The organism is Methylobacterium sp. yr668, assembly GCF_900116245.1.
Taxonomy (GTDB): Bacteria; Pseudomonadota; Alphaproteobacteria; order Rhizobiales; family Beijerinckiaceae; genus Methylobacterium.
This window is the reverse complement of sequence record NZ_FOZY01000011.1, coordinates 12,075-30,391: the sequence shown is the minus strand read 5'-3', so window position 1 is coordinate 30,391 and position 18,317 is coordinate 12,075. Positions and strand designations below refer to the sequence as shown.

Annotated in this window: 12 protein-coding genes; 8 read left to right on the top strand and 4 right to left on the bottom strand. The window is 72.1% G+C overall.

Translation table 11 applies throughout. The features are described from left to right. Positions 1-33 precede the first annotated feature (33 nt). Complete coding sequence (locus tag BM419_RS15515; RefSeq protein WP_091926942.1) at positions 34-1,101, bottom strand: DUF4424 domain-containing protein; 1,068 nt, start codon at positions 1,099-1,101, stop codon at positions 34-36. A gap of 472 nt (positions 1,102-1,573) precedes the next feature. Here BM419_RS15515 and BM419_RS15510 point away from each other — a divergent pair, with 472 nt between their 5' ends. From BM419_RS15510 to BM419_RS15475, 8 genes are all read left to right on the top strand, one after another. Next, positions 1,574-2,152: a peroxidase-related enzyme gene (locus tag BM419_RS15510; RefSeq protein ID WP_091926941.1), complete on the top strand. Its 579-nt coding sequence runs from the start codon at positions 1,574-1,576 to the stop codon at positions 2,150-2,152. Between the two features lie 304 nt (positions 2,153-2,456). After that, a complete protein-coding gene (locus BM419_RS15505) occupies positions 2,457-4,712 on the top strand; it encodes an ATP-binding protein (RefSeq protein WP_091926940.1) in 2,256 nt (751 codons plus the stop codon). Further along, positions 4,712-5,173 carry a response regulator gene (locus BM419_RS15500; protein ID WP_020094074.1) on the top strand — a complete coding sequence of 154 codons (462 nt, stop codon included), beginning with the start codon at positions 4,712-4,714 and terminating at the stop codon, positions 5,171-5,173. The genes BM419_RS15505 and BM419_RS15500 overlap by 1 nt, the downstream gene beginning before the upstream one ends. After that, the gene (locus BM419_RS15495) at positions 5,170-6,897 is read left to right on the top strand and encodes a hybrid sensor histidine kinase/response regulator (RefSeq protein ID WP_020094075.1); all 1,728 of its coding nucleotides are present in this window, start codon (positions 5,170-5,172) and stop codon (positions 6,895-6,897) included. The genes BM419_RS15500 and BM419_RS15495 overlap by 4 nt, the downstream gene beginning before the upstream one ends. A 199-nt stretch (positions 6,898-7,096) precedes the next feature. After that, positions 7,097-10,336, top strand: a complete 3,240-nt coding sequence (locus BM419_RS15490) for a PAS domain-containing protein (RefSeq protein WP_091926939.1) — start codon at positions 7,097-7,099, stop codon at positions 10,334-10,336. A gap of 151 nt (positions 10,337-10,487) precedes the next feature. Then, complete coding sequence (locus BM419_RS15485) at positions 10,488-11,117, top strand: SOUL family heme-binding protein (protein ID WP_091926938.1); 630 nt, start codon at positions 10,488-10,490, stop codon at positions 11,115-11,117. Positions 11,118-11,408: 291 nt separating this feature from the next. Beyond that, complete coding sequence (locus BM419_RS15480; protein WP_091926937.1) at positions 11,409-14,015, top strand: TonB-dependent receptor; 2,607 nt, start codon at positions 11,409-11,411, stop codon at positions 14,013-14,015. A 208-nt stretch (positions 14,016-14,223) separates the two neighbouring features. Then, the gene (locus BM419_RS15475; protein WP_091926936.1) at positions 14,224-14,454 is read left to right on the top strand and encodes a DUF6894 family protein; all 231 of its coding nucleotides are present in this window, start codon (positions 14,224-14,226) and stop codon (positions 14,452-14,454) included. Between the two features lie 32 nt (positions 14,455-14,486). Here BM419_RS15475 and paoC read toward each other — a convergent pair whose 3' ends face one another. Genes paoC through paoA form a run of 3 tightly spaced genes read right to left on the bottom strand, consistent with a single transcriptional unit; the run spans position 14,487 to position 18,232 of the window. After that, positions 14,487-16,706, bottom strand: a complete 2,220-nt coding sequence (gene paoC, locus BM419_RS15470; protein ID WP_091926935.1) for an aldehyde oxidoreductase molybdenum-binding subunit PaoC — start codon at positions 16,704-16,706, stop codon at positions 14,487-14,489. Positions 16,707-16,709: 3 nt separating this feature from the next. Next, complete coding sequence (locus BM419_RS15465) at positions 16,710-17,660, bottom strand: FAD binding domain-containing protein (protein WP_020094081.1); 951 nt, start codon at positions 17,658-17,660, stop codon at positions 16,710-16,712. After that, positions 17,657-18,232: an aldehyde dehydrogenase iron-sulfur subunit PaoA gene (paoA, locus tag BM419_RS15460; RefSeq protein WP_020094082.1), complete on the bottom strand. Its 576-nt coding sequence runs from the start codon at positions 18,230-18,232 to the stop codon at positions 17,657-17,659. Before paoA ends, BM419_RS15465 begins: the two co-directional genes overlap by 4 nt. Positions 18,233-18,317 lie beyond the last annotated feature (85 nt).

The following is an 18,317-nucleotide window of genomic DNA, read 5'->3' as shown; positions in this document are numbered from 1 at the left end:
CTTCCGGATCCGGGCAGGATGGCGCGCCGCCGCTCATCGGCCCGTCGTGGTCTTGAGCATCAGGATGTCGATGTCGCGCCGAGGCACGTAATCCGTCACGACGCTCTCGAAGGTCGTCGGGCCGGTCTTGCGGAGTCCGGTGGCGCAGAACGACACGAGCGTCGTCGGATCGCCCTTGTCCACGGTCAGCTTGAACGTGCCGATCGGCCCGGCCCAGTTGCCGCCGGAGGTGATCACGTAGGACAGGTACTGCTCGAAGGCCTGCACCCCCTGCCCGCCCGCCGCCGCGATCCTGCGGGCGAGCCCCTGGGCCGCCTTCAGGAAGGCCGCGTCCGTGCAGTATTTCCGCGCGTACTCGGCCTTCTCGTCGGCGCCCTCGGTCGGGGTCCCGAACGACAGGCTGGAGAGGCCGCCGACGCCCGGAACGTAGCTCTGCCGGACGACGACGTCGCGGCCCGCCGGGAAGACCTGCCGGCGCCAGAACTTCGACCGCAAGGTCCAGACCGGGAACAGGCTCGTCGTGCCCTTGCCCATGTCCTGGGGCTCCAGGAGGCCGTCCGCCACGAGGCCGCGGCGCTGATCCGCGCCGAGGGCGGCCAGCGCGGCCTCGGTCGCCTCGACCGTCGGGACGAGGGGGATGCCGAGGCTCCGCAGCCGCCCGGTCACCTCGACCTCCGGCTTGCCGGCCGGCGTGACGAAGGCGCGCTGCTCGACCTGCGAGTCGACCGGCCGGCCGTCGACCTCGGTGGTGAAACGGAGGAAGTTGTCGTGCTTCGGGTCGGCGATGCTCAGCATCGCGTCGGGACCCCCGGAGATGTCGGGCATCGGGAACGCGATCGTCGTCTCGACGTCCCGGTCGGTCAGGTTGCGAAAGCGGTAGACGATCCGCACCGCCTTCTCGGACAGGAAGAGGTCCTCGGAGACGAGGGCGATCCGGTCCGTCTTCTCCAGGACGAGACCGCCGGTCGCGAGGGTCGCGACGCTGTCGTCGGCCCGGGCCGGACGCGGCAGGGCCGACGACAGGGCCGACAGGGCCGCCGACAGGATCACCGGCAGGAGCAGGGTCAGGCGCGGGACGCGGGGCGTGGATGGGATTCGCACGGCTGTCGGGCTCGCGGGTTGGATCCGTCGGTGCGGGGCGGGGTGAGAACCGGCGCGTCGCCGGTCAGCGATCGGCGGGCGGGTCTCGGACGATCCGGTCACGCCTCCGGCTCAGTCGCGGAGCGGGCTCGGCAACCGTCGGTCCCGGTGGGAGACGGGCCTCGATCCGCCGCCCCAGGGCGGTGAGCGCTTCGGCGAAGGCGTCATCGGTCGCGGCACACCATCCTCCCCGCGGCGCGCCCGCACGCGCACCGCCGAATCTCGGACGGACCGAATGGAAGCTTTCGGGCAGAGTTGAGGCCGACCGAGAGGGCCATGTCAGGTCGAGGCGTCAGGTCGAGGCTGTGAGAAGACACCGCCGTCGGCGGCCGCGCGCGATTGCGCCGCCGCGACCGTTCGGTCTATCGGCTGCCCGGGATGGCCGGCGGCCCCGGGCGCCGGCTCGATCCGCGACGATCTGCGAGGAGCGCCCGTGCCAGCCGAAGACGCCCCGATCGGCCGCTTCCCGATCCCCCGCCTGGAGACGCTGCCGGACGACATCCGCGCGCGGATCGAGGCGGTGCAGGAGAAGTCCGGCTTCATCCCGAACGTGTTCCTGGTGCTCGCCCACCGTCCGGACGAGTTCCGGGCGTTCTTCGCATACCACGACGCGCTCATGGAGCGACCGGGCAACCTGACCAAGGCCGAGCGCGAGATGATCGTGGTAGCGACCTCGGCCATCAACCAGTGCCAGTACTGCGTGATCGCCCACGGGGCGATCCTCCGGATCCGCGCCAAGGATCCGCTGATCGCCGACCAGGTGGCGATCAACTACCGCAAGGCCGACATCACCGACCGGCAGAAGGCGATGCTCGACTTCGCCATGCTGGTCAGCCAGTCCGCCCACCAGGTCGGGGAGGCCGCGTTCGCGGCGCTCAGGGCCCACGGCTTCGACGACGCGGATGCCTGGGACATCGCCGCCATCGCGGCTTTCTTCGGCCTGTCGAACCGGCTGGCGAACGTCAGCAATATGCGGCCCAACCCGGAATTCTACGCGCTGGGTCGCGGCTGACGGCGCGGCGTCCCTCGCCGCCGGCGAGCGGACCGCCGGGGCGGTTTCCGGGCGTCCACCACCCCTTCAGAGGGCTCGGCGCCCCGCGGGACCGCCGGAGTCCCGCCGTGCGACCTGGCGTCGCGCGCGGGGAGCGGATGAAGCGGCTCCGGCCCTCTGAGCCCGGCGGCGACCGCGCGCGGGCACGGGGCGCGGACGGGGCGCGCCGTCCTTACCAGTGCTTTAAGCCTATAGGAGCCGCCCGGTCCGGCTGTTAACAGGCGTTAAATTTTGTGGCCGACCCGGTGAGGGGGCGAATCCCGGCTTGAACCTTCGAAGCGGCGCGGCCCAGCGTCTCGACCTGACCGCGTGCGATCGCGAGCCCATCCACATCGTCGGCAGCGTCCAGCCGCACGGGTTCCTGCTCGGCCTCGAGGCCCGGTCCCTCACCATCGTCCAGGCGAGCGCCAACGCCCCCGCGGCGGCCTCCGTCGGCACCGTCCTCGACGCGGCCCTGCCCGACCTCGCGGCCGTCGTCCGCCACCACCTGGAGGCGGCGGAGCCCCAGGACGGCGCCCTCTATCTCCGGACGGTGACGCTGGAGACCGCCGGCGGGCGCCAGGCCTACGAGGTCGCGGCCCACCGGGTCGACGAACTCGTCGTGCTGGAGCTGGAGGAGATCGACGCGGCCGCGGCCGAGATCGGCGTCGACGTGCTCACCCCGCGCCTGCGGGCCTTCGTCGAGCGCCTGCAGACCGCCCGCACCGTCGAGGACCTCTGCCAGTTCGTCGCCGAGGACATCCGCCAGATCACCGGCCTCGACCGGGCCCTGGTCTACCGGTTCGACCGCGACTGGCACGGCACGGTGCTGGCGGAGGCCGGCAACGGCGTCCTGCCCTCCTACCTCGACCTGCGCTTCCCCGCCTCCGACATCCCGGCCCAGGCGCGCGAGCTCTACCGCCGGAACCGGCTGCGCATCATCCCGGATGCCGGCTACGTCCCCGTGCCGATCCGGCCGGCCACCACGCCCTCCGGCAAGCCGCTGGACCTCAGCCAGTCGGTGCTGCGCTCGGTCTCGCCGGTCCACGTCGAGTACATGCGCAACATGGGCACGATGGCGTCCATGTCGGTGTCGATCCTCGTCGACGGCGCCCTCTGGGGCCTGATCTCCTGCCACAACCGCGCGCCCAGGCGCGTGCCCCTCCAGGCGCGCAATGCCTGCGACGTGCTCACCCAGATCTTCGCCCTGCAGCTCTCGGCCCGCGAGCGCGGCGCCCAGTCCGAGAAGCGGCTGGCGCTGGGCGCCGTGCAGGCGCGCCTCCTCGCGTTCATGGCCGAGGAGGACAGCTTCGTCGACGGCCTGCTCAACCACCCCGACGACGTCCTGGCCCTGGTGGACGCGACCGGCGCCGCGGTGGTTACGGCCGACCGCTGCCGGCTGCTCGGGGCGACGCCGACCGAGCGCGAGGTCCGCGCCCTCTATCGGTGGCTGTCCGAGCGCGAGGATGCCGAGGAGGTCTTCGTCTCCGAGGCCCTGTCGGAGGCGTTCCCGGCCGCCGCCGCCTTCGCCGACCGGGCGAGCGGCCTCCTGGCGATCTCGGTCTCGAAGAAGTACGCGAGCTACATCCTCTGGTTCAGGCCCGAGGTCGTGCGGACGGTGAAGTGGGGCGGCAACCCCGTGAAGGCCGTCCGGCCCGACCCGGAGGGCGGCCCGGACCGGCTGCACCCGCGCAAGTCGTTCGAGATCTGGAAGGAGACCGTGCAGGGCCGCTCCCTGCCCTGGTCCGACCCGGAGGTGGAGGCCGCCAAGGACCTGCGCGCCTCGGTGCTCGGCATCGTGCTCCGCCGGGCCGAGGAGCTCGCCGCCATGAGCGAGGAGCTGCAGCGCTCGAATAAGGAGCTGGAGGCGTTCTCGTACTCGGTCAGCCACGACCTGCGCGCGCCGTTCCGCCACATCGTCGGCTACGCGAACCTGCTCAAGACCCGCGAGGGCGCCCAGCTCTCCGACAAGGGCCGGCACTACGTGGAGACGATCATCGAGGCGGCCTTCTCGGCCGGCACCCTGGTCGACAGCCTGCTGAGCTTCTCGCAGATGGGCCGGCACGCCCTCAACAAGGTCTGGGGCGACATGAACGCCCTGGTCGAGGAGGTCCGCCGGAAGGTCCTGCGCGACGTCACCCCCGACCGGACCATCCGCTGGGAGATCGCGCCGCTGGGCCGCGCCTATGCCGACCCGGTGATGCTGCGGCTCGTCATCGAGAACCTGCTGTCGAACGCCGTGAAGTACACCCGCGGCACCCCGGAGGCGGTGATCGCGATGGGCAGCCTCCCGCCCCGGGAGGGCGAGGCGGTCTACTTCGTGCGCGACAACGGCGCCGGGTTCGACATGGCCTACGTCGACAAGCTGTTCGGCGTGTTCCAGCGGCTGCACCGGGTCGAGGAGTTCGAGGGCACGGGCATCGGCCTCGCCAATGTCCGGCGCATCGTCGAGCGCCACGGCGGCCGGACCTGGGCCGAGGGCAGGCTCGGCGCGGGCGCCACCTTCTACTTCACCCTGCCCATCCGGGAGGAGGCCCACTGATGGCGGGACTGAAGCCCATCCTCCTGGTCGAGGACAACCCGAACGACATCGAGCTGACGCTGGCGGCGCTCGAATCGAGCCAGCTCGCCAACGAGATCGTCATCTGCCGCGACGGCGCCGAGGCCCTCGACTTCATCTACCGGCGGGGCGCGCACGAGAAGCGGCAGGCCCAGGACCCCGCGGTGGTCCTGCTCGACCTGAAGCTGCCGAAGGTCGACGGCCTGGAGGTGCTCGCCAAGATCAAGGGCGACCCGGTCACCCGCCAGGTGCCGGTGGTGATGCTGACCTCGTCCCGCGAGGAGACCGACCTCGTGCGCTCCTACGATCTCGGAGTGAACGCCTTCGTGGTGAAGCCGGTCGCCTTCGAGGAGTTCTTCGCGGCGATCAAGGAGATCGGCGTGTTCTGGGCCCTCCTCAACGAGCCGCCGCCGTACCGGGGAGGCTGGCCATCGAACGCGTGATCGGACCTTCCGCGGGGCCGCTGCGGGTCCTCCACCTGGAGGACAGCGACCTCGACGCCGAGCTGATCGAGGCCGAGCTGGAGACCCTCGGGCACCCGGTCGCGATCGAGCGGGTGATGACCCGCGACGCCTTCGCCCGCGCGGCGGTCGCCGGCCGGCACGACCTGATCCTGGCGGACTACGTCCTGCCGACCTTCGACGGCGTGAGCGCCCTCGGCATCGCCCGGGCGCAGTGCCCCGACACGCCCTTCATCTTCTGCTCGGGCACGCTCGGCGAGGACGTCGCGGTCGAGGCCCTGAAGAACGGCGCCACCGACTACGTCGTCAAGCAGCGCCTCGACCGCATGCCGCGCACGATCGTCCGGGCGCTCGCCGAGGCGCGGGCCCGCGCCGACAAGCGCGAGGCCGAGGCCGCCCTGCAGGCGCTCAACGAGACGCTGGAGGTGCGCATCGCCGAGCGGACCCGCGAACTCGCCGCGGCGAACGAGGCCCTCCAGGCCCAGATTGTCGAGCGGGAGCGGGCGGAGGACGCCCTGCGGCTCGCCCAGCGCCTGGACGCGGTCGGCCAGCTCACGAGCGGCGTCGCGCACGACTTCAACAACCTGCTGACGGTGATCGCCGGCAACATCGAGTTCCTCGAGAGGGTCGTGTCCGACACCCGCTCGAAGCGCCGCCTCGCCATGATGCGCGGGGCCGCCGAGCGCGGCGCCCGGCTCACCGCGCAGCTCCTCGCCTTCTCCCGTCGCCAGCGCCTGGAGCCGACGCCGGTCAGCCTCAACCAGACGGTCGCGTCGATGCGCGACCTGCTGCAGAGCTCGATCGGCGGCGCGGTCCGGATCGAGACGACCCTTCAGCCCGACTTGTGGCCGGCCCTGGTCGACGCCACCCAGATCGAGCTCGTGATCCTGAACCTCGCCATCAACGCCCGCGACGCGATGGCGGTGGGCGGCCGGCTCGCCATCGAGACCGCCAATGTCAGCGTCACCGGGGCGCCGACGCGGCCCGAGCAGCCGGCGCCCGGCGCCTACGTCATGGTGGCGGTGAGCGACACCGGCACCGGGATGACGCCCGACGTGCTGGCGCGGGTGTTCGAGCCGTTCTTCACCACCAAGGAGGTCGGCAAGGGGTCGGGTCTCGGGCTCGCCCAGGTCTACGGCTTCGTCAAGCAGTCCGGCGGCGGCATCCGGATCGACACGGTCGCGGGCGAGGGCACCTCGATCAAGGTCTACCTGCCCCGGGCCGCCGAGCCCGAGGGCGCCGTGCCCCGCCTGCCGGCCGCGGCCGAGGCGGCGCGGACGCACCCGCCCGGGAGCGGCCCCCGGCTCCTCGTGGTCGACGACGACGCCGAGGTGCGCGAGGTGACGACGACCCGCCTGATCGAGGCCGGCTACGCGGTGCGCGAGGCGGCCTCGGGCCTCCAGGCCCTGGCCGCCCTGGAGGCGGATCCGGGCGTCGACCTCGTCGTGATGGACTTCGCCATGCCGGGCATGAACGGGGCCGAGACGGCCCTGGAGGTGCGGAAGCGCTGGCCGGCGCTGCCGGTCCTGTTCGTCACCGGCTTCGCCGACACCACCGCCCTGACCGAGGCCGGCGCCGTCGGCGCCGACGCGATCGTGCTGAAGCCGTTCCGCGTCGGGGAACTCGAGGGCAAGGTCGCCGCCGCCCTGGCGGCGCGCCCGCCGGCGCAGCTCCGGCTGATCTCGGGCCGCGACAGGAGCGCCTGAGGGGGACGTCGCGCGGGCGTCCCGCTGGCGTCTCTGGGGCTCTCCCGGGCGTTCTCCACACGGCGTGCGGGCCCCGCACGGCGTCCCGGGCGGCGCGTGCGCGCCGACGCGGTTGCGCGAACCCGCCCGCTGGGGCACCGATGGCGCTGTCCTGTCCCGCCGGTTCCTCGCCCCATGTCCGAGTCACGCGCCTGGTCCGATGCCTGAGACCGTCGGGACCGCGCCCCCGGCCTTCCTCGCGGAGGGCGGCGCGATGGGCGCCCGGATCCGCGCCCACGACTGGTTCGGCTCGCCGCTCGGCCCGCCGGACAGCTGGGCGCCCTGCCTGCGGGCGACCCTGAGCCTGATCCTGGGATCGCGGTTCCCGATGTTCGTGGCGTTCGGGCCCGACCTCGTCTTCCTCTACAACGACGCCTACGCGGAGATCCTGGGCGACAGGCATCCCGCGGCGCTCGGTGCGCGCTTCCGCGACGTCTGGAAGGAGATCTGGCCGGAGATCGGCCCCCTGATCGACCGGGCGCTCGCCGGCGCGGCGACGTGGTCCGAGAACATGCCTCTGACCATGAACCGGCACGGCTACGACGAGCCGACCTGGTTCACCGTCTCGTACGCGCCGGTGCGCGACGAGGCGGGCCGGGTCGCCGGCCTGCACTGCGCCTGCACGGAGACGACCGGCCGCGTCCAGGCCGAGGCGCGCCTGCGCGAGGCGGAGGCCCGGATCCGGGCCCTCGCCGACCACCTCCCGGGCGGCTACGTCTACCAGCTCGCCATGGCCCCCGACGGCGCCGACCGACGCTTCCTCTACGTGTCGCAGGGCTTCGAGCGCATGACCGGCCTGGCGGCCGGGGACGTGCTCGCCGACCCGGCGGTCGCCTACGACCTGATCCTGCCGGAATACCGCGCCGCGGTCGCCGAGGCGGAGGCCGCCGCGATCCGCGACCTCGCGCATTTCGACGTCGCGGCGCCCATGCGCCGGCCGGACGGCACCCACGTCTGGACGCGCATCATCTCGGCCCCCCGCCGCGTCGGCGACACGCTGGTCTGGGACGGGCTGCATCTCGACGACACGGTGCGCCGCCGGACCGAGGAGCAGCTGCGGGAGAGCGAGCGGCGCCTGCGGCTCGCGACCGAGGCGGCCGAGATCGGCCTCTGGGACGTCGACGTCGTCGCCGACACCCTGTTCTGGCCCGCGCGGGTCAAGGCGATGTTCGGCATCTCGGCCGACGTGCCGGTCACGATGGCCGATTACTACGCCGGCCTGCATCCCGAGGACCGGGAGGCCACGAGCGCGGCCTACGCCTCCGCCCTCGATCCCGCGCGGCGCGCCGTCTACGACGTGGAGTACCGCACCGTCGGCAAGGAGGACGGCGTCGTGCGCTGGGTCGCCGCCAAGGGGCGCGGGATCTTCGAGGGCGCGCGCTGCGTGCGGGTGATCGGCACGGCGATCGACATCACCGCCCGCAAGCAGGCCGAGGAAGCCCTGCGCGCCAGCGAGGCGCAGTTCCGGGTCCTGTCGCAGGTGCTGCCGAACTTCGTCTGGGCGACCGACGCGGCCGGGGCGGCGAACTGGTTCAACGCGCGCGTCTACGCCTACGCGGGCCGGGAGCCCGGCACCCTCGACGGCGCGGGCTGGCGGGGGATCATCCATCCCGACGATCAGGACCGGGTCGACGAGGAATGGCGGGCGGCCGTCCGGTCGCGGGCCGACTACCAGTCCGAGTACCGCCTGCGCCGCGCCGACGGCGCGTATCGCTGGTTCCTGGCCCGGGCGCAGCCGGTCCTGGGCGCCGACGGCGCGGTCACCCGCTGGGTCGGCACCAGCACCGACATCGACGACCAGAAGCGGCTCATGGCCGAGCTCGTGCGCTTCAACCTGACCCTGGAGCAGCGCGTGGCCGAGCGCACGGCCGAGCACGACCGGGTCTGGCGCAACTCGCGCGACCTGCTGGCCGTGGTCGGGGCCGACGGCATCTTCCGCGCGGTCAATCCGGCCTGGCAGACGATCCTGGGGCACGAGCCCGCCGCGGTGGTGGGGCGCAGCTTCCTGGACTTCATCTGGCCCGAGGATGCGGGCGCGACCCAGGAGGCGCTCGAAGCGGCCGCCGCGGCGCGCGACCTGACCGATTTCGAGAACCGCTACCGGCACAGGGACGGCACCCTGCGGCTGATCTCGTGGCGCACCTCCGTCGAGGGCGCGCAGGTCTACGCCTACGGCCGCGACGTCACCGCCGAGAAGGCCCAGGCCGAGGCGCTCCGGCACGCCGAGGAGGCGCTGCGGCAGTCGCAGAAGCTGGAGGCGGTGGGCCAGCTCACCGGCGGCGTCGCCCACGACTTCAACAACCTCCTGACGATCATCCGCTCGTCGGTCGACTTCCTCCGCCGGCCGGACCTGGCGGAGGAGCGCCGGTCCCGCTACCTCAACGCCGTCTCGGAGACGGTGGACCGCGCGGCGAAGCTCACCGGCCAGCTCCTCGCCTTCGCGCGGCGACAGGCGCTGAAGCCCGAGATCCTCGACGTCGGCGCGCGGCTGCGCGGCGTGGCCGACCTCCTCGACACGGTCACGGGCGCCCGCATCGCGGTCGTGACCGAGCTGCCGGAGCGGCCCTGCTTCATCCGGGTCGATCTCAGCCAGTTCGAGACCGCGCTGGTCAACATGGCGGTGAACGCCCGGGACGCCATGGACGGCGCCGGAACGCTGACCCTGCGCCTGCGCTGCGGCGCGGCGCTGCCGCCGATCCGCGGCCATGCCGGCGCGCCCGGCCCGTTCGCGGCGATCGACCTCGTCGACACCGGCACCGGCATCGCGCCGGACGTGCTGGCGCGGGTGTTCGAGCCGTTCTTCACCACCAAGGAGGTCGGGAAGGGCACCGGACTCGGCCTGTCCCAGGTCTTCGGCTTCGCCAAGCAGTCCGGCGGCGACGTCGCGGTCGAGAGCGCGCCCGGCCGCGGCGCCACCTTCACGCTCTACCTGCCGCAGGTCGAGCCCGAGGCGTCCTGCGCCGCCGCCGCGGAGGCCGCCGCCCTCGACCCCGGCGGCGCGGGGCAGCGGGTTCTGGTGGTGGAGGACAACATCGAGGTCGGCCGCTTCGCCACGCAGATCCTGGAGGATCTCGGCTACGCGACGACCTGGGCGACCAACGCCGAGGAGGCGCTGGATCAACTCGGGGCCGACGGCGCGGCCTTCGACGCCGTGTTCTCCGACGTGGTCATGCCCGGCATGGGCGGGATCGCGCTGGCCCGGCTCCTCCGGCAGCGGATGCCGCACCTGCCGGTGGTTCTGGCCTCCGGCTACAGCCACGCCCTCGCCCAGGAGGGGATCCGCGACTTCGAGCTGCTGCCCAAGCCCTACTCCGCCGACCAGGTCTCGCGCGTGCTGCGCAAGGTCGTCGGCGCGCGGCGGAGGCGGCCGAGGGGCGGGCAGCAGGGCGGGCAGCCCTGACGCGGCGGGGCGCTGCTGGGACCAGCGGAGACCTGACAGAGACCTGACAGAGACCTGACGCCGCAGCCGGGCGGCGACGGGCGGTCCCGGCGCCATGTTCCCGCGGGAGGTTCCGCGCGCGGGAGACGCCGCGCCCGCCCCCGGAGGTCCCATGGACAGGGTCATGTACGCGCTCGTCACCCTGGCGGAGGCGGTGCTCGGGATCTTCGGCGTGCGGGCGCTCTACGAGCAGCCCGCCTACGCGGTCGTCGAGCGCCTTGACCGCGGGGTCGAGATCCGGTCCTACGCGCCGCGCCTCGCGGTCGAGACCGACGCGCGCGGCCAGGGCGACGGCGACGCCTTCGGGCGGCTGTTCCGCTACATCACCGGCGCGAACCGGGCGGGCGACCGCATCGCCATGACGGCGCCGGTCGAGAGCGGCGGCCAGCGCATCGCCCAGCACATCGCCCAGCGCATCGCCATGACCGTCCCGGTGGAGCGGGACGGCACCGGCACGATGCGGTTCTTCCTGCCCCGCGCGGTGGCTGCGGCCGGGGCGCCGGCCCCGACCGAGCCGGGGGTCCGGCTGGTCGAGGTCCCGGCCGAGCGGGTCGCGGCCCTGCGCTTCTCCGGCCGCCTCACCCCGGAGGCGCGGGCCGCGCAGGCGGGCATCCTCGCCGCCGTCCTGGCGGCGGCCGGCCGCGCACCGGCGGGCGCGCCCTTCGTCATGGGCTACGACCCGCCCTTCGCGATCCCGTTCCTGCGCCGGAACGAGGTCGCCGTCCGCCTGCCGCCGCCGTGAGAGCCGGGACCGGTCCTGACGACCCGGCGCGCGGCCTCGGACGCCGCCCCGGAGGACCGGCCCGATTGCGCAATTATCCCGCGATGTCCTTCATAATAATCCCGAAGACTTGCCGCGATCTTCCTCTTTTGTTGTCTTTACGCCACAGGCCCGATCATTCGAGCCCGCAAGTCGTCCCCCGCAGGGATTAAACAGAATGTGAATTGAGGTCGCGACCCGACCCGAGATCAGTGAGGCGCACGCAGCCGACGCGAAGCGGCGCGTGCCTTCGAATCCAGGTTGGGGGAAGATATGCGGGCCCTGCGAGGCAGCTTGATCGCGTCCGTGGCTCTGTTGCCGGGTGTCGCGCAGGCTCAACAATCCGTCACCCTCGGCGAGATCAGCGTCGTCTCGACGTCGCCGGTGGGTGCGGGCGTCGGCAATTCCAGCGGCGCCCAGAATCTCGATACGCTCGCCCAGGCCGCGCCGACCTTGCCGGCCCCGGCCGGCGGGGTGCGGCTGCGCGGCTCCGAGCAGCCGCTCAACAAGATCCCCAGCACCGTCGAGACCGTCACGGCGCGGCAGATCGAGGTCGATCAGGGCTCCGACAACGTGATCGCCACGCTGGCGCGGCGCACGCCCGGGGTGAACCTCAACGACTCGCAGGGCAATTCGAACCGGGTCGATCTCAGCTACCGCGGCTTCACGGCCTCGTCGGTGCAGGGCGTGCCGCAAGGGCTCGCCGTCTACCAGAACGGCGTGCGCATCAACGAGGCGTTCGGCGACGTCGTCAATTTCGACCTGATCCCGCCGCAGGCGATCCAGCGCATCGACGTGGTCACCGGCAACCCGGTCTTCGGCCTCAACGCCATCGGCGGCGCGGTCAACATCCAGATGAAGAACGGCTTCACCTGGCAGGGCACCGAGATCTCGGCCTGGGGCGGCTCGGACGCGCGCACCGCCGGCTACCTCGAGTACGGCAAGATCTCCGGTCCCTGGAGCTTCTACTTCACCGGCGACGGCCTGAACGACCGCGGCTGGCGCTACCAGAACCCGAGCACGATCGGCCGCCTCTACGCGGATCTCGGCTACCGCTCGCAGGATTCGGAGTTCCACCTGATCGGGCTCGCCGCCCGCAGCTTCTACGGCGCCGCCGCCGCCACGCCGGTGGACTTCACCCATCTCGACCCGCGGGCGATCTTCACCTACCCGCAGACCCAGACGACGCAGGTGGGCACGCTCCAGCTGACCGGCCGGGTCGATCTCTCGCCGACCTGGGACCTCGCCGGCAACGCCTATTACCGGCGCTTCAGCGAGTTCTACGTCGACGGCAACCAGGGCAACTTCGAGAACTGCAGCAGCCGCAGCAGCTTCCGGGGCTCGCTCTGCTACCAGGACGACGCGTTCAACGTGAACGCGCCGCCCACCAGCCAGGTGGCGGCGCGCCGGGCCTACGCCAACCAGTTCGCGATCCTGGGCCTGAACAACCAGACGATCCCGTTCGTCCGGAACATCCCGTACGGCACGATCGACACGACCCGGACGGAGGCCGAATCCTACGGCGGCTCGCTCCAGGCCGCCAACCGCGACCGGATCTTCGGCCTGAACAACGCCTTCGTGGTCGGCGGCAGCGTCGACGCCTCGAATTTCTCGTTCAAGTCGGCGAGCCAGCTGGGCGTGATCAACCCGAACCTGTCGATCACCGTCGATCCGAACAACCCGTATTACGGCACGATCCCGGGCCTCGGCACGCCGGACATCCGCACGCTGGGGGCGATCGGCCTCGCGCCGGGCAACGTCAGCGGCTCGACCCTGTATCTCGGCCTCTACGCCACCGACACGCTGGACGTGACCGACCGGCTGTCGCTGACCGGCGGCTTCCGGCTCAACTACGCCCGCATCCAGACCCGGGACCAGACCGGGTTCTCGCCGGACGTCACCGGCGTGCACGAGTACACCAAGGTCAACCCGCTCGCGGGCCTGACCTACCAGTTCGACCCGGCGCTGAACCTCTACGGCGGCTACTCGGAATCGAACCGCGCCCCGACCCCGCTGGAGCTGTCCTGCTCCAGTCCGACCCAGCCGTGCCTGCTGCCGAACTCGCTCGTGGCCGATCCGCCGCTCAAGCAGGTCACCGGCCGGACCTACGAGGCCGGCTTCCGCGGTGTGATCCCGGCCTTCCTGTCGGGCGGCGCCCTCACCTACAAGGCCGGCGTCTACCGCACCGACCTGAGCAACGACCTCTACCAGGTCGCCGTCGCGGGCAACGCCGCCCGCGCCTACTACATCAACGTCCCGGCGACCCGGCGCCAGGGCATCGAGGTCGGCGCCGAGTACGCGGTCACGCCCGACCTGCTGGTCTACGCCAACTACGCCCTGGTCGACGCGACCTTCCAGTTCAACGCGACCCTCTCGTCGCCCAACAACCCGCTGGCCAGCACCGGCGCGGCCGGCGGCGCCGTGGGCGGCGACGTGATCCCGAACGGCGGCATCCGCGTCCGGCCGGGCGACAAGATCCCGCTGATCCCCGATCACCAGATCAAGGCGGGCTTCGAGTACAGCATCACCCCGAACTGGCGCTTCGGCCTCAACGTCTCGGCCTTCTCGTCGTCCTACTACCGGGGTGACGAATCGAACCTCAACCGCAAGCTGCCGGCCTACTACGTGATGAACCTGACGACGAAGTATCAGGTCAGCAAGAACCTGGAGATCTTCGGACTGATCACCAACCTGACCAACAACCGCTACGCCACGTTCGGCACCTTCGCCGAGACGGGCGCGGTCGCCGGCAACCTGTCGATCAACGACCCGCGGACCACCACCCTGGCGCAGCCGCTCTCGATCTACGCCGGCCTGACCTACCGGTTCGGGGCGGATCCGGTCCCGATGGCGCCGGAGCCGATCATCCGGAAGTACTGATCCCGTCCGGGGGGGAACGACGGAGCGAGGGGCCGGGGGATCCGCGGCCCCTCTTCCGTTCGAGCCCGCGCGCCTTCGCGCCCGGACGATGAGCCCGGTCTTTCAAACCCAGATGAGTGCGGCCGCCGACCCGATCTGTATCCCTGATCGGCCGCCGGCGAGGCTTGCGGGCGCTCCCGTCCCGGTCATCCCGATCCTGGAGACACCCATGCCGCGCTACTTCATCGACACCGCCGACCACGTCGCCGTCCGGGACGACGAGGGCACGGTCCTCCCGGACCGGGCCGCCCTGCTGGACCTGCTGCGCCGGACCCTGACGGCGCTCCTGCACGACGAGGGCGAGGAGACCGGGGTGAACGACTTCACCGCCCGCGCCTACGACGAGGACGGTCGCCTCGTGATGCGGGCCCGGGCCAGCTTCCACGTCGTGGACCCGTAGGGGACGCCCGGCAGGACGTCCCCGCACCCCTGTCAGGCCGCGTCCGGCATGCGGTCGAGGAGCTTGTCGAGGGTGATCGGGTAGTCGCGCACGCGGATGCCGGTGGCGTTGTAGATCGCGTTCGCGACCGCGGCGCCGACCCCCGAGATGCCGAGCTCGCCCACGCCCTTGGCCTTCATGGGCGAGGACATCGGGTCGACCTCGTCGAGGAAGATCACCTCTTGGTGCGGGATGTCGGCGTGGACCGGCACCTCGTAGCCGGCGAGGTCGTGGTTGGCGAAGAATCCGCGCTTGGTGTCGACGGCCAGTTCCTCCATCAGGGCCGCCCCGGTGCCCATCACCATCCCGCCGATCACCTGGCTGCGGGCGGATTTCGGGTTGAGGATGCGCCCCGCCGCGCAGACCGCCAGCATCCGCCGTACCCGGACCTCCGCCGTATAGGCATCCACCGCGACCTCGACGAAGTGGGCGCCGAAGGTCGACACCTGCTGGGTCTTCGAGAACTCACCGAACTCGATCGCGTCCTCGGCCACGAGCTCGCCGTCGGCGGCGGCCCGGGCGAGCGGGATGGCGCGGTTGCCGGCGCGGACCTCGCCCTCCTCGAACACCGCGTCGGTGGCGTTGAAGCCGAGCTTCTGCGCGACCGCCTCCCGCAGCTTCACGCAGGCCGCGTAGACGCCCGCGGTCGACGAGTTGGCGCCGAACTGGCCGCCCGAGCCCGACGAGACCGGGAAGTCCGAATCGCCGAGCCGCGCCACGACCCGGTCGAGGGGCACGCCCATCATCTCGGCGGCGGTCTGCGCGATGATCGTGTAGCTGCCGGTGCCGATATCGGTCATGTCGGTCTCGACCGTGACCGTGCCGTCGGCGGAGAGCCGCACCCGGGCGCCCGACTTCAGCACCATGTTGTCGCGGAACGCCGCCGCCATGCCGTGCCCGACGAGCCACTGCCCCTCCCGGACCTGTCCGGGCTTCGGGTTGCGCCTGGCCCAGCCGAACCGCTCGGCGCCGAGCTTGAGGCAGCCGACGAGGTCGCGGTGGGAGTAGCGCAGGTCCGGTTGGGTCGGGACGACCTGCGTGTCGTTGCGGATGCGGTACTCCACCGGGTCGAGGCCGAGCTTCTCGGCCATCTCGTCCATGGCGACCTCCAGCACCGCGAGGCCCGGGGCCTCGCCGGGGGCGCGCATGGCGTTGCCCTCGGGCAGGTCGAGCCGGGCGAGCTTCATGGCGGTCAGGCGGTTCGCCCCCGCGTAGAGGTACTTGGTCTGGTTCACGGCCGTCTCGGGATCGCCCTCCGGCAGGTTGCCCGAGACGCTCTCGTGCGCGATCGCCGTGATGGTGCCGTCCCGCTGGGCGCCGATCCGGACCCGCTGGATCGTGGCCGGGCGGTGCGTGGTGTTGTTGGCGATCAGCGGGCGGGTCAGCGCCACCTTGACCGGTCGCCCGGTGGCCTTCGCGGCGAGCGCCGCCAGCACCGCGTCGGCGCGCACGAACAGCTTGCCGCCGAAGCCGCCGCCGACATAGGGCGCGTCGAGCCGGACCTTGTCCTTCGGCAGGCCGAGCATCTTGGCGAGGCTGCCGTGGCCCCAGCCGATCATCTGGTTGGCGGTCCAGAGCGTGACCCGATCGCCGTCCCAGGCCGCCGTCGTGGCGTGCGGCTCCATCATGGCGTGGCTCTCGTCGGACGTCGTGTAGGTCGCGTCGAGCGTCACGGGGGCCTGCGCGAAGGCGCCCTCGAAGTCGCCGGTCCGCTCCTCGCCGTTGCCGCCGCTGCCCTCGCCGCTGTCGGCCGGGACCGGCTCGGCGGTCTTCGCCGCGGCGGCGAGGTCGAACGCACCGGCTTCGGGGGCGTAATCGACCGTCACCAGGAAGGCGGCCGCCCGGGCCTGCTCGAAGGTCTCGGCCACCACGACGGCGATCGCCTGATGGTAGTGCTGGATCACGTCGCCGCCGAACAGGTAGGCGACGTTCATCACGCCGCGCTCGATCCGCGGCGTGTCGAGGGTGGTGACGATCCCGATGACGCCGGGCGCCTGCCGGGCCGAGGCCGTGTCGATGCTGCGCACCCGGCCCTTGGCGATGGCGGAGCCCAGCACGTAGCCGTAGGCGGCGTCGGGGGCCGCGTCGTGGCGCTCGTACGCGTAGTGCGCGGTGCCAGTGGTCTTGTACTTGCCGTCGATGCGGTCGGTGGGCAGGCCGACGACCTTGAGGCGGTCGATCGGGTTCGGGCCCGCGGCGGTGTCGAACTTCATGGCTCAGGCCCTCGCTTGGTTGAGCGCGGCGCCGAGGGTCCGCTCGGCGAGCTTCAGCTTGTAGGCGTTCTCGTGGGTGGGCTTGGCGTCGGCGAAGACCCGGTCGGTCACGGCCCGGGCGCCCTTCGGGAGATCGGCCTCGGCCGCCTCGACCCGCCAGGGCTTGTGGGCGACGCCCCCGAAGGCGACGTGGCCGGAGCCGTCCTTGCCCAGGATCGCCGCCACCGAGACCAGCGCGTAGGCGTAGGAGGCGCGGTCGCGGACCTTGCGGTAGATGTGCGTGCCGGGAACGGGCTTCGGCAGCGTCACCGCGGTGATGAGCTCGCCGGGCTCGAGGTTCGTGTCGCGCGACGGGTCGTCGCCCGGCAGGCGGTGGAACTCGGCGATCGGGATCTTCCGCGCGGCGCCCCCGGCGTCGATCGTCTCCACGGTGGCGTCGAGGACGCGCATGGCCACCGCCATGTCGCCCGGATGCGTGGCGATGCAGGCCTCGCTGCCGCCGATCACCGCCAGCTGGCGGCTCACGCCGTCGAGCGCCGAACAGCCGGAGCCCGGCTGGCGCTTATTGCAGGGCTGGGCGGTGTCGTAGAAGTATGGGCAGCGGGTCCGCTGCAGCAGGTTGCCGGCGGTGGTCGCCTTGTTGCGCAGCTGGCCGGAGGCGCCGGCGAGCAGCGCGCGGGCGAGGACCCCGTAATCCGCGCGCACCCGCGGATGGGCCGCGAGATCGGTGTTGCGCACCAGGGCGCCGATGCGCAGGCCGCCCTCCTCGGTCGGCTCGACCGCGTCGAGGCCGAGCCCGTTCACGTCGACGAGGTGGCGCGGGGTCTCGATCTGCAGCTTCATCAGGTCGAGCAGGTTGGTGCCGCCGGCGATGAACTTGGCGTCGGGCGTGGCGGCGACGGCGGCGGCGGCCGCGGCGGGCGTGCCCGGGCGCTCGTACGTGAAGGACTTCATGCGCGGCTCCCGGCGACTTCGGTGATCGCCTCGACGATGTTGGAATAGGCGCCGCAGCGGCAGAGGTTGCCGCTCATCCGCTCGCGGATCTCGGTCTCGGTCACCTGCGGCGCCGCGCCGAGATCGGCCGTGACGTGGCTCGGGATGCCGGCCCTGATCTCCTCCAGGACGGCCACGCCCGAGCAGATCTGGCCGGGCGTGCAGTAGCCGCACTGGTAGCCGTCGTGCTTGACGAAGGCCGCCTGCATCGGGTGCAGGCTGTCGGGCTGCCCCAGGCCCTCGACGGTCACGATCTCGGCGCCCTGGTGCATGATCGCCAGCGTCAGGCAGGCGTTGATGCGCCGCCCGTCGACGATCATCGTGCAGGCGCCGCACTGGCCGTGATCGCAGCCCTTCTTGGACCCGGTCAGGTGCAGGTGCTCGCGCGCGGCGTCGAGCAGGCTGGTGCGGGTGTCGAGTTCGAGCGTGCGCCGCTCGCCGTTCACCGTGAACGTGACGGCGGCGAGGACCGGTGCGTCGGTCCGCGCAGGTCTGGCGCCCGGGTCCTGGGGCACGGTTTCGGCGCTCACCATCAAGTCTCTCTCCGGTTCAGATCACGAAGGCGCGGACGGGATCCCGGTCGCCGGAGCCCGCGGGCGGAACATCCCGGCAGACATC

What these genes read in the sequence shown, in the direction of transcription:
- paoC (WP_091926935.1), bottom strand. Translation starts at nt 16,706, where the DNA reads ATGAAGTTCGACACCGCCGCGGGCCCGAACCCGATCGACCGCCTCAAG.
- paoA (WP_020094082.1), bottom strand. Translation starts at nt 18,232, where the DNA reads ATGGTGAGCGCCGAAACCGTGCCCCAGGACCCGGGCGCCAGACCTGCG.
- BM419_RS15465 (WP_020094081.1), bottom strand. Translation starts at nt 17,660, where the DNA reads ATGAAGTCCTTCACGTACGAGCGCCCGGGCACGCCCGCCGCGGCCGCC.
- BM419_RS15490 (WP_091926939.1), top strand. Translation starts at nt 7,097, where the DNA reads ATGCCTGAGACCGTCGGGACCGCGCCCCCGGCCTTCCTCGCGGAGGGC.
- BM419_RS15500 (WP_020094074.1), top strand. Translation starts at nt 4,712, where the DNA reads ATGGCGGGACTGAAGCCCATCCTCCTGGTCGAGGACAACCCGAACGAC.
- BM419_RS15480 (WP_091926937.1), top strand. Translation starts at nt 11,409, where the DNA reads ATGCGGGCCCTGCGAGGCAGCTTGATCGCGTCCGTGGCTCTGTTGCCG.
- BM419_RS15485 (WP_091926938.1), top strand. Translation starts at nt 10,488, where the DNA reads ATGGACAGGGTCATGTACGCGCTCGTCACCCTGGCGGAGGCGGTGCTC.
- BM419_RS15475 (WP_091926936.1), top strand. Translation starts at nt 14,224, where the DNA reads ATGCCGCGCTACTTCATCGACACCGCCGACCACGTCGCCGTCCGGGAC.